The 15273-nt window shown below is 49.9% G+C and carries 12 protein-coding genes; 7 read left to right on the forward strand and 5 right to left on the reverse strand.

The genetic code is table 11. The features are described from left to right. Positions 1-130 precede the first annotated feature (130 nt). From RQP50_RS19335 to RQP50_RS19345, 3 genes are all read right to left on the reverse strand, one after another. Positions 131-1108, reverse strand: a complete 978-nt coding sequence (locus RQP50_RS19335; protein ID WP_315746411.1) for an ABC transporter ATP-binding protein — start codon at positions 1106-1108, stop codon at positions 131-133. Between the two features lie 181 nt (positions 1109-1289). Then, positions 1290-2081, reverse strand: a complete 792-nt coding sequence (locus RQP50_RS19340) for an ABC transporter permease (protein WP_021252234.1) — start codon at positions 2079-2081, stop codon at positions 1290-1292. Beyond that, positions 2078-2854: an ABC transporter permease gene (locus tag RQP50_RS19345; protein ID WP_021252233.1), complete on the reverse strand. Its 777-nt coding sequence runs from the start codon at positions 2852-2854 to the stop codon at positions 2078-2080. Before RQP50_RS19345 ends, RQP50_RS19340 begins: the two co-directional genes overlap by 4 nt. A 252-nt stretch (positions 2855-3106) precedes the next feature. Here RQP50_RS19345 and RQP50_RS19350 point away from each other — a divergent pair, with 252 nt between their 5' ends. The 6 genes from RQP50_RS19350 to RQP50_RS19375 all read left to right on the forward strand — a co-directional run bounded on the left by RQP50_RS19350 (position 3107) and on the right by RQP50_RS19375 (position 12172). Further along, positions 3107-3439, forward strand: a complete 333-nt coding sequence (locus RQP50_RS19350; protein WP_021252232.1) for a PadR family transcriptional regulator — start codon at positions 3107-3109, stop codon at positions 3437-3439. A gap of 2 nt (positions 3440-3441) precedes the next feature. Beyond that, on the forward strand, positions 3442-4794 hold the full coding sequence (locus tag RQP50_RS19355) for an FtsW/RodA/SpoVE family cell cycle protein (RefSeq protein WP_072730522.1): 1353 nt from the start codon (positions 3442-3444) through the stop codon (positions 4792-4794). A 308-nt stretch (positions 4795-5102) separates the two neighbouring features. After that, on the forward strand, positions 5103-6566 hold the full coding sequence (locus RQP50_RS19360) for a polysaccharide deacetylase (RefSeq protein ID WP_315746412.1): 1464 nt from the start codon (positions 5103-5105) through the stop codon (positions 6564-6566). Between the two features lie 248 nt (positions 6567-6814). Beyond that, positions 6815-8008, forward strand: a complete 1194-nt coding sequence (locus RQP50_RS19365; protein WP_315746413.1) for an AAA family ATPase — start codon at positions 6815-6817, stop codon at positions 8006-8008. Next, a complete protein-coding gene (locus RQP50_RS19370) occupies positions 8005-9516 on the forward strand; it encodes a DUF58 domain-containing protein (RefSeq protein WP_315746414.1) in 1512 nt (503 codons plus the stop codon). Before RQP50_RS19365 ends, RQP50_RS19370 begins: the two co-directional genes overlap by 4 nt. Further along, complete coding sequence (locus tag RQP50_RS19375; protein WP_315746415.1) at positions 9479-12172, forward strand: transglutaminase-like domain-containing protein; 2694 nt, start codon at positions 9479-9481, stop codon at positions 12170-12172. Before RQP50_RS19370 ends, RQP50_RS19375 begins: the two co-directional genes overlap by 38 nt. Positions 12173-12242: 70 nt before the next feature. On the opposite strand, the gene RQP50_RS19380 is transcribed toward RQP50_RS19375, so the two are convergent. Together RQP50_RS19380 and RQP50_RS19385 are read right to left on the reverse strand one after the other, a co-directional pair. Beyond that, complete coding sequence (locus tag RQP50_RS19380) at positions 12243-13322, reverse strand: ChbG/HpnK family deacetylase (protein WP_315746416.1); 1080 nt, start codon at positions 13320-13322, stop codon at positions 12243-12245. 131 nt (positions 13323-13453) lie between these two features. Next, entirely contained in the window at positions 13454-14020 is a 567-nt protein-coding gene (locus RQP50_RS19385; protein WP_072730516.1) for a helix-turn-helix domain-containing protein, read from the reverse strand. Between the two features lie 159 nt (positions 14021-14179). On the opposite strand from RQP50_RS19385, the gene tdh reads away from it, so the two are divergent. Further along, positions 14180-15238, forward strand: a complete 1059-nt coding sequence (gene tdh / locus RQP50_RS19390; RefSeq protein WP_072730515.1) for an L-threonine 3-dehydrogenase — start codon at positions 14180-14182, stop codon at positions 15236-15238. Positions 15239-15273 lie beyond the last annotated feature (35 nt).

The following is a 15273-nucleotide window of genomic DNA, read 5'->3' on the forward strand; positions in this document are numbered from 1 at the left end:
GCAAAGACGCCTCCAAAACCACTGGGTTAGTGGAACGGAAGCGTCTTTTTTCATGCAAGTTCAAAGTAATACGGTGCACCAAATTCAACATTGACTGCTGGGGCTGCCCTTTTTTGAATCGTGAGCTGCCCTAGTACACACGGTGGATAACATCCTCGAAATCCGGTTCTTCCATATGGACGTCTTCCACTTCACCGAATTGACCCAGGATACGGAGTGCCTCCATGGCACTCAGCTCCTCGCGATTGCATTCCACGGTCAGAGTTTGATTGTTTAACTCACGGATACGAAGCGAGCTTGGCACGCTATTAGAGTGGTCAGGTATTTGGCATTCACTTCGATAGGTAACCGAGATGACGGTCGGCAAGCCGATGCGCTTGCGCAGGTCGTCGATTGTGCCGTCGAAGCCGAGCTTGCCATGATTAATGACGATAACGCGATTGCATAGCTGTTCGATATCGTCCATGTCATGCGTTGTCAGTAGGATCGTCTTGCCAAGCTCCTGATTAATCGTCTTCAGGAAATGGCGAATATTCTTCTTGGCGATGACGTCGAGGCCAATTGTTGGCTCATCGAGAAACAGAATGTCCGGATCATGCAGCAGCGCGGCCGCAATATCGGCGCGCATTCGCTGCCCGAGCGAGAGCTGACGGACGGGCGTATTCATGAATTCGTCCATCTCCAGCAGTTCGGTCAGCTGCTTGATGCGCTTCTGCTTCTCTGCAGGATCGAGCCCATACATAGCGGACAGAATATCATAGGAATCTCGCGTTGGGAGATCCCACCATAGTTGAGTGCGCTGTCCGAAGAGGACACCAAGCCGGCGGGTTACCTGCCGACGCGCCTTATAAGGACTTAGTCCAAATATCCGCACGTCGCCAGATGTCGGATGCAGAATACCGGACAGCATCTTAATTGTCGTAGACTTGCCTGCGCCATTCGGCCCGATATATCCGACAAATTCACCGCTATTGATCGTGAAGCTGATGCCCTGAACAGCTTCCTTCACAATCTTGTCGCGAGAGATCAGGGAGCGTAAGCCCTTGAAGGCACCTTCCTTCGGGGCGGGCCGGACGAAACGTTTATGTAAATCGGTTACGGTAATCACGAGTATCCCCCTTTAATTCCGTTCGTTACGTGTGTTGCCTGTTGCTTTTTCAGGTTAATTGTGCCGTTATTACAGTCGGCTCTATACCTAGTTTCATATCAAGCTGCTGATCGAACTTCATACCGAACTACATATCGAGTTCCATATCGGGCTCTGCATTGAGCTCAATATGGACATCAGCTTAGCTTCCTGTGCTCTGATAACGGGAAATCCCAATCTTCCACACGCGCAGGGCAATCAGGAACACGACGGCCGTAATCGCGGTGGATAGACCAATTAGCCATATGCCGGATTGATGACGCAAGATGTAGAGCGAAGGAATATAGTTCGCGAACCCGACGGGAATGATGCTAAGCAGCACTCCTTGCATCCATTTCGGATAAATGGTCATTGGGTATTGCGCTGCCGTACGAGCAGCATCCTCCGTAATGTTCTGCAATTCCTCGATACGGGTTACCCAGAAGCCGGCCGATGCGGTTAACAATCCAATGGCAAACAGCAGGACGGCACCTGATAAGATGACAAATATCGTGAGCGGTATGGCAGTCCATCCAATCTGTCCGCTGCGCATCATAATACTCATGCAGATGGTCAATATCGCCGTCCCTTGGATGAACTCTCCGAGCCTAATGGAGAAATTCTGTGACATCAGTGCCAGCAGTACAGGGACAGGACGCAGGAGCAGACTATCAAGAGCTCCGTTAACCAGATAGTTCTCCAAGTGGTGCACGTCCGAAGCAATCATTCGGTATATTGCCTTGGACAAGGATAAGATAGCATACAAATATCCAGCCTCCGCCAAGCTCCAGCCTTGAATATGGCCGAACTTCAGCAAAATGACTGCAAGCATAAGAAATTCGACGACACTGATAACGGCCGCCATTAGCGTAGAGAACCAGAAATTAAACTTGTACTGCATGCGGCTGCGAATACTTGCGCGAACAAGCAGCACATACATACGAATCCACTTCATCCGCCCTGCACCTCCACCTTGCGTCGCATAATCCCGGTAACGGCGAGACATGCGGCGGTGAATACGATGCACCACATCAGCGAACCTAACAGCGCGGACGGGGATTCCATGCCGAGATAGATTCGAGTTGGGACATAATGCAAGAACGGATAGAATGAGGCACGGCTAATGTCGGCAAGCCAAGATGGCAGCCATTCGATTGGAATGAGAAAGCCCGACAGCAGCATGCTGAACGCATAATTGACCCAGTACAGCCAGACTGATTCTGTTGTCCAGAGCGCAGCGGCTCCGATCAGATAGTTCAGGCATATTGAAATGTACGCGGCCAGCGTCAAAGCTACAGCGGTCCACACGTAAGTGATAATCGTAGAGGGGACGTGAAGCGGCATTACGAAGAAATATAAAATGTAGATCGGTAAAAACTTGTACACGAACTGGTAGGCAATTTGCCCCCATTCCTTGCTCATCAGCTGATAGAACAGATGAACGGGACGAACGAGATCAAGGGCGATCTGTCCGGTTCGGACGGACTGCTGGATGCCAAGTCCATTCGTTAGAAAGGCAGCAACCCACAAGCTGGCTTGGTTGAAAGCGACGTAGCTTACGATGCCATTCAAGCCATACTCGCCAAGCGGCCTTCCTTCGCCAATCCCTGTCCAGATCGAAATGTAGATAAATCCGAACATGAAGCTGGCGATGTTGTGCACCATATGGGCACTGCGGTATTGCAAATTACTGAGATACTTTTTGCGAGCCAAAGTAAAAAAGAGCATTCTCCACCTCCGTCATCTTCTCGTATTGCGGCGTGCCATACTAGTGATGCTAGGTGAAATGAATAAAAAGAGAGCGAGGAATATAGTACCAGATACGTTGTTGAGATGGCAAGTATTATTTTGGATGCAGCACGGAACGGCTGAAAGTTAATACTCATATTCCTGTCCTTGTTCCTATACTTGCCAATACCTAGATTTACGATATATAGTATATCTAGGTATTAAATAGATGTGGGAGGGATAATCGATATCATGCAGCCTAAGGTTAGCAAGGAACTATTAAAAGGCAGTACGGCTATGCTTATCTTGTCCATGCTGGAGAAGGAAGAAATGTATGGCTACGAGTTGTCCAAGCGATTGGAAGCCGCGTCTTCGGGATTGTTCGCTCTGAAGGAAGGGACGCTGTATCCAATTCTTCATGCACTCGAAAGTAAAGGCGAGGTGGAAGCTTATTGGAATGAGGCAAACGGCAGAGCCCGCAAATACTACCGAATTACGGATCAGGGGCGCAAGCTTCTGCAAGAGAAGACGCAAGAATGGCGCTTATTCCGTCGTTCGCTCGATCAGGTGCTGGGGGAGGTATAAGGATGCGAAGTGATCAGGAATCAAGAGTCACGCAGCATGACTCGATCCTTGAAAAATTTGTGGGTGAGGTTCTAGCTCACGTGAAGGCCAAGCACATGCACAACGAAATTCGGGCAGAACTGCAGGATCATCTATTGAACGAGATCGAGTATGGGATGGATCAAGGCATGGATGAATCATCGGCTGCGCAGCAGGCGGTTCGCAATATGGGAGAGCCTTCGGTTGTGGCGGCGCAGTTCAATCAGGTGCATCGTCCTAAGGCGCCTTGGAAGCTATGGATTTCCGTGTTGGTGTGGATTGCCATTTGTGTACTTGGATTGTTCGCTGTGCAAGCTGGGAATCCTCAAGATATTTATCGCTTATCTGCCGAGGGCTATGCATGGCGTCTAGTACCAGGGGTGGTGGCTTTCTTGTTTGCATTTTGGGTAGGTTATCTGAAATTGCAACAAGAAGCAGCATGGATATATGGCATTACGTTGTGTTTAAATGTGTATACTGTGTTTTTTCCCGTGTACATCATAAATGGGTACCCTCAATTTGGGCTTAAGGGAATTCCTATCCTTGATGGCATTCCTATCGATATCATTTATATGAGTCCGTATCTATACCTCTTATCTTTGTATTCGATGTGGAACAGAAAACCGGAGAATCCGTATCGCTCTATTCTCCAGAAAATGGTTCTTTTTATACTGCCGATCATTGTATTTCTTGTAAATGGGAATCTGCTTCAAGTGTCCACTTATCTTGTCGGAGGAATAATCGTGCTCAAGCTGGCAGGAGTGGAGAGGAAGAACATGGCGATTGCGGCCGGTGTGACACTCCTAACAGGCGGAATCTGCTATTGGTTCATAGAGAGTCTGCGCTTTATGGCCAATCGCAGATTTGGAGATTGGTTTGAAGGCTTCTGGGGTAATGGGGACGGGGCTTACACGCAAAAAATAGCACAGCAGTTATTTCGCGAAGCAGGATGGTTCGGGAACGGAGTTGAAGATATTAGCAGACTCCTTCCTTACGCCTATAGCGAAAATTTGACTGTGACCATGGTGCATATGTTTGGATGGGCAGGAGGTCTTGTATTGATAATCTGCCTTGGTGTTATCATCGTTACGATGTACAATTCAGCGCTGCTATTCCGTGATCCGTTTGCAAGAGGAATTGGTATGTGGGTGAGCGGAATGATGGGGGTTCAGAGCTTGTTGTATATCGGGGGGATTATTGGGATCATTCCCATTAATGGTGGGGGACTTCCTTTGCTCGGAGCAGGCGGGAGCGAGATTATGCTGTGGATGCTGATGCTGGGATTGTATTCCAGTGCACATTGGAAGAAAGACATGGTACCTGTTCTAAATCGATGATCTGAGTTGTGAGAGTAAGTGGATTATTGCGTTTAAGAGAGTTTGCGTTGAAGACTTACATATGCTCGTATTAGCAGCAACGAGGAAAAGGTGAGATCCAATCGATGTCGCCTTTTTTTGAATAGGAAAATGTTGTTATTCAACGGATGAAATCGTATGATCAAGGAGTAGCCGCAATGAAATGAAGGTGGCACCCATTCGGTGTCATCTTTTTTTATTTCCGCCATATAATCTAGCAATAGGGTAATAGAAACAAGGACAAGTCCACGATTGACTGCACTACGAGAGGGAAGAAGGAGACGATGATAATGATGAATGACAAGTTGAAATCGGTAATGATTACGGCGCTATGCGCCTTGCTTGTTCTGATTGGAACGTTGACGTTCGTAGATGGACAGACGCCAACGGAGCATATCGCTTATGCTTCGTCAGGGCATGAGGTGGATAGGCATGAATCTAGTTCACATACACTGGTGGGGGTCGGAGATCAGACTTCTGTGTTGTCAGCGGCTGTTTCTTCACAGATTGCAGGGCAACAGGTTGGTGTCGAGCCTGCGGCTGCACCGGTTCTAGTAAGCAGCAAGAGCAAGTCTGAAGTCCCTGCCAATAAGCCGGATAAGGTCGTGTATCTGACATTCGACGACGGACCAAGTGTACATACGAAAGAAGTACTCGATATTTTGCAGCAGGAGAAAGTGAAGGGGACGTTCTTCGTATTAGGTCAGCAAGCAGAACGGAACCCCAAGCTAGTGGAGCGAATTGTAAATGAAGGCCATGCTTTAGGCAATCATAGTTATAATCATGATTATTCAGAGCTGTACAGTGATTTTCGTAAATTCTGGAGTCAAATCAAGCGTACAGGCGAGGTTATTAAGAAGATCGTAGGCTATGAGCCAGAACTTGTTCGTGCTCCAGGCGGTACATTTTTGAACTTCGACAAGCAGTATTTCGATTTGATGAATCAAGCAGGCTATCTCGTCTATGACTGGCATGTAGACAGCAACGACTCGAAGCGGCGCGGTGTTCCTGCGAAGGAGATTGTTCAAGGCGTCAAAGACGGTGCTCTGCTTCCTTCAACCGTCGTGCTCATGCATGATGGGGTGGGACATGGCGAGACGGTGAAGGCACTGCCGGAAATTATTCGCTACTACAAAACGAAGGGGTATACCTTTGATGTGCTCTCTTCTTATGTGAAACCTGTGCAGTTCAAGCTGGCTGCCAAGCAGCGCTGGTCGAGAACCTCCGTAAGTAAAGCATGGATAGAGGCCAACGTGAAGCCGATTCAGACAGTGAGCAATGATAAGGCTCAGAAGCCGGGTCAAAAGCCAGACACTACCGCAGGCGGCACACCGGATCCGAAGACGAATCAGAAGCCTACTGAACCAGTGAAGCTGGACAGACAACTGACGATTGCGACGGAGCAAGGCGAACTTGAATTTGCGCCGGATCAGTTCATGAGTTATCAAGATCTTACCTATGTTCCGCTTCGTATGCTGGTGGAGCGATTGAACGGTACCGTGAAATGGAATACAGAATTGGAACGGGTAGATATTGAGTGGAACAATAGTTCGGTTGGCATTGATGTACGAGCGGGCAAGATGGAGTTGATTGGTCAATCAGGAGAGGACGGTGAGGTCAAGGTGCAGCCTCTTCGTATTGTGACCGAGAAGTATGTAACATGGGTACCATTAAGGCAAGTGTTGGATGCATTCGGTGTAAAGATGACTAGTTATATGCTGTCCCCGCTTAAACCAATAGAGAAGCAAGAGTAGATGGAATAAAGAGTAGATGTATGATGAAAATGTACCTGCTATGGATAAGAGAATGCAAAATTGATAGGTTTGAAAACAAATAGCTTGGGCGACACTGGGATATAGAACGGCCCGGGACGATTACAGGACGTGCAGAGGCACGCGGGAATCGTTCCGGGCTTTTTTTGTCATGTTGTTGTCTATGAATTGCACAGAAAAGAAAGTTAAAAATGATATACACCGTTCAGAGTTGATAGGGAGGGAATCGCATGACGAATGAATGGAGTGTTAGTGGTGGACAGCGTCCCCAGCGGGATACAGATGTGTGGCTAGCCGAGTTCGCGCAGCGGGGCTGGATTGCTTATCTGGAACGTATGGAGCAGGTCATTGTGGGCAAGAGAGAAGTGATTACGATGGCGGGGCTTGCGATGATAAGCGGGGGACATATTCTACTTGAGGATGTGCCTGGGGTTGGGAAGACGGTACTGGCACGTGCCATGGCGCGTGTGACAGGGGGGGCCTTCCGTCGTATTCAGATGACCCCGGATATGATGCCTGCTGATATTACGGGCAGTATGGTTTGGGAGCCAAGCAGCGGTGAGCTGCGCTACAGCGAAGGAGCACTCCAGGCGAATGTAGTGCTCGCTGATGAGTTGAACCGAGCCCCTGCTAGGACGCAGTCAGCTCTGCTTGAAGCGATGGAGGAGCGGATGGTGACCGTGGACGGCATGACGCGTCCACTTCCAGATCCATTTATGCTGATCGGTACTCAGAATCCGCAGTATTTCGAAGGTACGTATCGGATGCCGGAGGCGGAAGCAGATCGTTTCATGATGCGATTATCTATTGGATATCCGCATGCTGAACATGAGGCAGATATGCTGCTCCGCCAGCGAGAAGAGCATCCATTGTTGCGTGTTAAGCCATTATGGACTCCAGAGGAATGGCGCTTACTCGTGCGGCGCGTGCATATGGTGCATGTAGATGAAGCACTGTGCCGCTATATGGCGGATCTGGCGCTGGCGACTCGTACTCATGAATCGGTAGCGCTCGGGGTCAGTCCCCGGGGAACGCTTGCGTTGATGCGCGCAGCACAGGCACATGCTTGGGTAGAGGGACGAACTTATGCCGTGCCGGACGATGTGAAGGCTGTTGCAGTCTATGTACTGGCGCATCGGCTGCAGCTCCACAACCATGCCATACGAGCAGGCATTGTGGCTGAGGAAATTGTGTTGGAGGTGCTGGGTCACACAGCTGTACCCGGATTCCCATCAGGTTCTGCAGGCAAGAAGGGGACGAGCGGAGGTGGTTCGTCAGCCTCTACGAGTCTGGCTGGAAGGACTAGACAAGCTTCCACTTATCGTACACATGCAAGGGATGTGCAGTTCCCATCTGTTCAAGGAGAGCAGACGAACTCACGCCAAGCAGGGAAGCGCATATGGTTCGGAGGAGATTATCAATGAAGCAAGCGCTAAGACATCTATTCACAGCTATCGGCTGCTTGGCGCTGGCGTGGATCGGGTTTCAACGGGAAAGTGCTGCAGTCTGCTTCCTGGCAGCCATATTGGGTGTCATGTTGGTTAGCAGCGCCCGTTCTTATTGGATAGGAAGCAGGCTACGCTCGGTGCAGACTGTACACCAACCGATTATTCCGCAGCGCAATGAGAACAGGAACATGGTATTTCTCGTCACCATGACAATGAAGCGTCCGTTTCCCGTATTGTGGCTGCGAGTGACAGAGTTCTGGACTCGTACAGGAGGGGAAGGAGGGGCGTGGATGTGTCGACGACTTCTATTTCCTCGCCGCCGCCAATCTCTTACTTTTACCTCATCCTTTGCAGGGGCTCCGCGAGGTGTATATGAGCTTACCCGCATTGAGCTTCAGTATGGGGATGTATTCGGTTGGTTCAAGCACAATGTAATCATCCGTCCGAGTGAAGAGAATGCGCCTGTATGTATTATGGCGCCTGATCTCAGCACAGGAAATGGGTCGGCTAACGAGCAATATGCAATGGAAATTACGGAAAGCTTGGGAGGCCCTGAGGACACAAGCATCTTTGGGACGACTGAGCGACAACTAGACTCAGAGCTGTTCTCCCCATCCTTATATGGAGAAGGGGGCGAGCCGTGCACAGCAGTGACGAGTGGGATGCGAAGTGCTGAGCTTCGAACGTACCGTGCCGGAGATCAATGGAGATCTATTGACTGGAGAATGTATGCGAAGCGCCGATTGCTTGCAGTTCGTGTTCCTGAAGCGGGACAACTCGAACAATGGGATATTGCAGTGGATGATACAGGGTGGCGGAATGAGCTGACTCAGCATACGACGAACATGAACTCAAAAACAAATACGAACATAAATAAAAACACAAACAAAAGTACAAATACCAAAACAACTGCGAATAAGAAATCGAGCGCGAAGGCAAGTATGGGTGACTTGCAAAAGAAAACGAAGCTCTTGCAACAGATGGAAGCAACGGTTTCTGCGGCAGCAGCCCTTGTAAGACAGAAGATGGAAGCGGGACATACCGTTCGCTTATTCTGGATCAGTGATGGAGCTAGTGTGCATGGTGCTCGGAATGCTATTATCGCACTCGCTGCCGAGCAGCTGGGCAAGCGTGTAGAACACCGTTGGAACTATGAAGAGGGAGCTCCTTCGATGGTGCATGCAAATGCAGCAGTCTCTAGAAGGCTTGCCGTTGTAAGTTGGGACAGACACTCCCAGAAGTGGGGGGCTGCACAGCATTTTACAGGGCTTCACCAAGTGGATCAATGGCTGAATGCTGACGAGATCCAACGATTCGAGCCATCAGCGACTAGAATTGTGGGCAGCCAGAACACAGCGAATGCGAGTGTCTCGGCGGCAGCAAGTGAGCGAGTCGGAGTGAGAGGCAGTGACCGAATGAACGATAGTGAGAACCGAGGTGAGTATCGTGTATCTACCGACAGTTGGACGACAGCACAAGGGTAAATCGCAACCGCTGCATACGTCTGCGGATCCAAGCAGCAAGCTTACCTGGCTGATGCGCTGGAAGGCAGCTGGATTTACTGTACTGCTTTTCGCCTTGTTCGCGGAGTGGTTCTATCCCCTGCAAGAGGTGGGACGCAATATTGACTTGAGCGATGTTCGCCCATTTCTCGCTGCGGTGGCGATATATTTGCTTCTTGGCTTGATTGTTCACCATACTGCACTGTCTGTGGTTCTGTATGGGGTGGTGGCGATTGGAACGACCGCTTGGATGTTCGGCTCCGTTCGAGTACTTCCCCATGCGTCAGATTCCTGGCTAATGGGTGAAGGGTTTATCCGTTCTTTGTTGACAGGCTTAGGCAGAATCGGTACCGCACTGCGCGCAGATATCAATGGCTGGATGGATGGCCATTGGATGAACACAAGTGGTGAATTGCGGACACTGCTGCTTCTCATCGGTTGGGCGATGCTGGCGTCATCGATTCAATCGCTTATGTTAAGCCGCAGGACGGTGCTCTTTTTTACGGTGTCAACAATTGTTTATTTATTCGGATTCGAATTGGGATTCGGTATCGAAATAACGGGATCGATCGCGCGATCGGTTGGCTGGGGGTTGCTCTTGTCAGCGTGGCTGTATTTGGATGAACAGTTGGAATCTGATACAGAACGCTCACGCATTGGACATTGGCCATTTAGCTGGTTGTTGTGCGCCTTGCTGCTGTCCTTAGCCGTGGTTGGGATTGCTGAAGGAATCAGGCAGGTGTATGCATGGCCGAAGCCAATGCCGCTGGCATCGTTCGAAGCATTGACGCAGTCATTACAACCAAATGATTTGGCGGAACGAGGCAGGGTAAGCAAGGGCGGGAATAACGGATCGGCTGTAGAGGGGCAGGATCAAGTCCGTACATCGATGATGGTAACAGGCTATAGCACAGACGACTCTGAGCTGGGGCGTCCATTGCGTGACAATAATGAGGAATGGTTCACCGCGATATCTCCTGAGCCTACGTATTGGAGGGGAGAGAGCAAATCCATCTATACGGGGAGGGGCTGGACGAGCCCACAAAAGGGAGAAGAGAAAATTGAACTGTCAAGCTCTTTGAAATTAGACCAAACGGGTGGGCATGAAGGGTGGTCGGAACCTTTTCAACAGACGATTATATGGAAGGGGTTCAAGCCGAAGTATCCCTTGCTGTTCGGAGGGGTTCCTGAGCGGATAATCTCTTGGGTTCCTAATGCTAATGCAGAAGAGGCTGGGAATGAAGTTCCTTCACAGTATTTCGTCCGTTATAATCCTCTATCTGAACGGTATGGAGCTGACATCGGCATATCGGATACGACGGGGATTCCTTTAACCTATCAGTATGAGACAAGGGTGTTTCGTTTTCAGACAGAACTGCTTCAATCAGCACCGGAGAAGACTTGGCCGGATGATATACGTGCGGCGGGATTGCAGCTGCCAGAGGCGCTTCCGAATCGCGTTCGTGAGCTAGGTAAACGCATTACAGCGGGGGCGGACAGTCAATATGACAAGGTTCGGAGGGTGCAGCAGTTTTTGCAGCAGGAATACATGTATACCAAGTCGGATACAACCGTCCCGCCAGCCGGAAGGGATTTTGTTGATTATTTTCTGTTCGACTCGAGGCAGGGGTATTGCAATCATTTCTCGACATCAATGGCCGTGCTGCTTCGCACTCAGGGCATTCCAGCCCGCTGGGTGAAGGGGTTCGCTCCGGGAGAAGCTGATTCGCCTGGACATTACACAATTCGAGGGACGGATGCTCATTCCTGGGTTGAGGTGTATTTCGCCTCCATAGGATGGGTGCCGTTTGAAGCGACTCCGCCTATAGGCGTACCAGGAGGCTCTGTGGCTGCTTCGAATCCTGACGTCATTACGGCTTCTACTCCCATAAGCGAAGGTACGGGCGGATTATCTACCGCTGCATCAGAACAAGCCGGGTACCGTACGCCACCAGAGGTTGTTGCGATGTTGAACGATGCAGCAGCCGAGAAGACTGGAGAGGGTTGGGGCGCGGTTCGTCAGTTCGGCAACAAGATCGCACAATGGTGGGACGCTAGAGTACAGGCCACTCGTACCCATATTGAGCAGGAATGGCATGCGCTTCAGCGTATTCCCGAGGAATGGACAAGCGAGGCTTCCCACAGTGGGATTGGTACAGCGTTGCTATCCCTTGTCCGCAAGGCGGTTACACAAATGCCAGCTCTCCTATTTGGCGGCGTGATCTTTATCGTGTTTCTATTGCTCACTATGAAATGGGCGTGGCAGCGCAATGCGATGCAGCGCAAACTTCGCCGACTGGTGCATGAGCAGCAGCACAGCTTCCGTATGAGTCGCGTACAGGAAATGGGGCGTATCGCTTGGTCGCTTGTCGAGCGCAAATACGGTGCTAAGCCATGTGGAATGACATGGAATGAGTATGCTGGGCAAGCTGCCAGAACTCGTATTCCATCTGCAAGCAATCCGACACGCCATACAGAACATCAAGAATTGGAGCGTGATAAGGAACCGCTAGATCAATTTATAACTGCATGCAATTTGCTTTTCTTCGGGGGGCAGCAAGGGAATGCAGCTGTACAGCAGCAGTTTGTTGATGGCTGTGCACGAGTGCTTCGCGACTGTAATCGAGATAAGCGATGAATCCTCCAATTAGGGAGGATTCATTTTTTTATTTCCGCCGATTATCATAGTGACTTATGCCTGATAGGAATTACGCAGATTTCTTTCTCTTGGAGATTCGACGATTTTGCCAAGATGTTTTGCTTCGTACACGCTTCTTGGCAAGCACGCCTCCTCTAAGCAGACGTTTGCGGAGACGTCTATTGATGCGCTTATTGATACGTCTACTGCTGCGTCGAGTAAGTCTGGCACCGGAACGCGCGGTTCTACGTTTTCTTTTTTTACCGTATTTGCGAGTCCGTATGGAAGTGGAGGAAGCGGTTCTGCGTTTACGTGGGTAGTGAACTGGAGCAGCGCTCTCCTTAGCAGCAGGGATAGACATAGATGCATCAGTCCAATATCGAAGATCGCCATGGGTGCGAATGGTTGGCAGCTGTCCATAATGGACCAAGTGAAGAGCACCACGCTTGTGCAGGCTCGCAAGGTGGGCGGCAATTTGGGGATCGAGGAAGACCTGCAATTCCTCTTCTCTCGCTGTCGTCCACGTCGATAAGCGCCTAACATCGTCATCCACATACCCAGGGTGGCATAGAATCTCCGTGATTCCTTGCGGGACATTGTTCACCAGCTTCAAGAGCAGGGATACACCTGTGTCTTTGCTAAATGTGTGCATCATCAGCGTGTCCGCAACCCATGGAAGTTCGTGATCTGGCCTACTAGGGTGCACACGCACAGGAAGCTGCTCCTGTTGAGCCAGGCGTTTGACCCATGCGTATACGCCTTGACTATAGAAATGGATATGGTGGTGCGAATCAATATGGGTAGGATGAAGACCATGCTGCACCATGCGCTGATACTGATTGTCGAGTTCAAGTGAGATATCTTGCTCAGTCCAATCATCCAGCATGCCGTGGAAGGAGCCGTCCTCTCGTACGAGAGAAGGGATAAGAGCTGGATCGGTAACAGGCGAGCCATAGGTTAAATTGCAGTGCAGTCCCACTCCGAGTGAGGGGGTAGATCGAGCAATGGACACAGCATCGGGGAAGCCAGGGGTGTTGATCATTAAGGACGCACTGCTGACTGTTCCAAGCCGGTGAGCTTCCAAGATACCGCGATTCACGCTGTTCGATAGACCGAGGTCGTCAGCATTAATGATTACATATCGAGACAATGACAATCCCACCTTCTATTGTTTTAGTACTAATAGATGATGAGGCGGGTGCAAAGGAAAGTGCAATTGTCCACATATCCATAAAATAGCTGACAATTAAAAAGGAGACCAAGCCCTATGCCCGGTCTCGATTATTTGCTCACGGTAGGGTAATGAAGCAGTGTGATATAGCGGATTACTTCATCCGTATTATTGGTGTATGTATGACTTTCGTTCGCGGTGAAACGGAGCGCCATATTCGGTTCGAGGATATACGTGTTCCCGCCAATGCCGACTTGAAGCTGTCCATTCATGACCATGATGAATTCATCGACACCCTCGTAATGCGGTTCGGAAGTATAGCTGCAGCCCGGCTCGATGACGACGCTGTATACTTCAAATCCTTTATCCTGCTCGAACGGGAAAATTGGATATGCGCGGTAATCCCCATCCTCCTCCACAAGGGGCGTCGTTTCGTCCATGTGCACAACAGTGACATTCGGTGTTGACTCTTCCATTAAAGTTGCAAATGAAATACGGAGTCCATTCACAATTTTCCATAATACAGATATGGTCGGATTGGATTCTCCGCGCTCGATTTGCCCCAGCATGCCCTTGCTGACTCCACTCATTTCGGATACTTGATCAAGGCTAAGGCCCCGTGATTTGCGTATTTCTTGTAGATTCTTGCCGATTTTCTTATGTATCGGTTCTGACATGGGATACTCCTCTCTGGTTGTCCATCCAATCCGTTCCAAAATCATACAAATCACCATGTACAATATAACGCACAAACGTATAATATATTATACAGGAAAATGTTAGAAATATTTACTGCTTCTATTGTAAGAAAAAATCGAGGAAGGGGCAATCAGTTTATGACCCAAACGATGATCGGATTAGTAAAGGCGGAGCGCAAGCCTGGGGCAGTTCTAAAAGAGGTGCCTATACCTACTTATGGCCCCCATGATGTGCTTGTTCGAGTGAAGGCCTCATCGATATGCGGAACGGACGTCCATATCTACAAGTGGGATGATTGGGCAGCTCGCACGGTCGTTACACCTAATGTATTTGGACATGAATTTGCGGGAATCGTCACTGCTGTCGGCAGTGAAGTGACGAATGTGAAGCCAGGGGATTACGTGTCTGGCGAGGGGCATGTGGTCTGTGGAATGTGCAAGGCATGTCGAACAGGCAATGCGCACGTATGCGCGAATACGCGCAGCTTCGGCATTACGATCCCGGGCTGCTTCGCAGAATATGCGGTCGTACGGGACAGTAATGTCATCCATAATGATCCAAACCTACCTCCGCATATCGCTTGCCTGCAAGATCCGCTTGGCAATGCGGTACAGGCAGCGTTATCCGGGGACATTGTCGGCAAGAGTGTTGCAGTTATCGGCGTTGGTCCGATTGGAATGATGGCGATTGCGGTGGCGAAGGCGTGCGGCAGTGGAACGGTATTTGCCGTTGACATTAATTCGTATCGCTTGGAAATGGCAAAGGCAATGGGAGCCGATGTTGTCATTAATAGTGCGGAAGAGCCGATGGTGGAGAGCTTGATGCAGCATACAGGCGGAGAAGGCGTCGAGGTTGTGCTTGAAATGTCAGGTCATCCTGGAGCGATTCGCGATGCTTTGAAAGCGGCTGCACAGGCAGCGCGCGTATCGCTGCTAGGCATACCTACGGAGGAAGTGCCATTCGACCTGGCACGGGATATCATTTTCAAAGGTCTGCATATTGAAGGCATTACAGGACGGCGCATGTTCGATACCTGGTATCAAATTAAGGGACTGTTGAGTCGTGGCCGTTTGAATTTGGAGCCGCTCGTTACACATCATTTCCGGCTTGATCAATATGAAGAGGCGTTTGAGTTGATGGCTTCCGGCAAATGCGGAAAAATTGTGTTTTCCCACGACGTGGATCAAGCGCTATAACTGGCGTAAATGAAATGTACTGTAATATCAAATTT

It is taken from the genome of Paenibacillus suaedae (assembly GCF_032337355.1).
Lineage (GTDB): Bacteria > Bacillota > Bacilli > Paenibacillales > Paenibacillaceae > Paenibacillus_B > Paenibacillus_B suaedae.

Excerpts from the sequence above, each read along its gene's own strand:
- RQP50_RS19340 (WP_021252234.1), bottom strand. The coding sequence starts at position 2,081 with ATGAAGTGGATTCGTATGTATGTGCTGCTTGTTCGCGCAAGTATTCGC.
- RQP50_RS19345 (WP_021252233.1), bottom strand. The coding sequence starts at position 2,854 with ATGCTCTTTTTTACTTTGGCTCGCAAAAAGTATCTCAGTAATTTGCAA.
- RQP50_RS19350 (WP_021252232.1), top strand. The coding sequence starts at position 3,107 with ATGCAGCCTAAGGTTAGCAAGGAACTATTAAAAGGCAGTACGGCTATG.
- RQP50_RS19355 (WP_072730522.1), top strand. The coding sequence starts at position 3,442 with ATGCGAAGTGATCAGGAATCAAGAGTCACGCAGCATGACTCGATCCTT.
- RQP50_RS19360 (WP_315746412.1), top strand. The coding sequence starts at position 5,103 with ATGATGAATGACAAGTTGAAATCGGTAATGATTACGGCGCTATGCGCC.
- RQP50_RS19365 (WP_315746413.1), top strand. The coding sequence starts at position 6,815 with ATGACGAATGAATGGAGTGTTAGTGGTGGACAGCGTCCCCAGCGGGAT.
- RQP50_RS19370 (WP_315746414.1), top strand. The coding sequence starts at position 8,005 with ATGAAGCAAGCGCTAAGACATCTATTCACAGCTATCGGCTGCTTGGCG.
- RQP50_RS19385 (WP_072730516.1), bottom strand. The coding sequence starts at position 14,020 with ATGTCAGAACCGATACATAAGAAAATCGGCAAGAATCTACAAGAAATA.
- tdh (WP_072730515.1), top strand. The coding sequence starts at position 14,180 with ATGACCCAAACGATGATCGGATTAGTAAAGGCGGAGCGCAAGCCTGGG.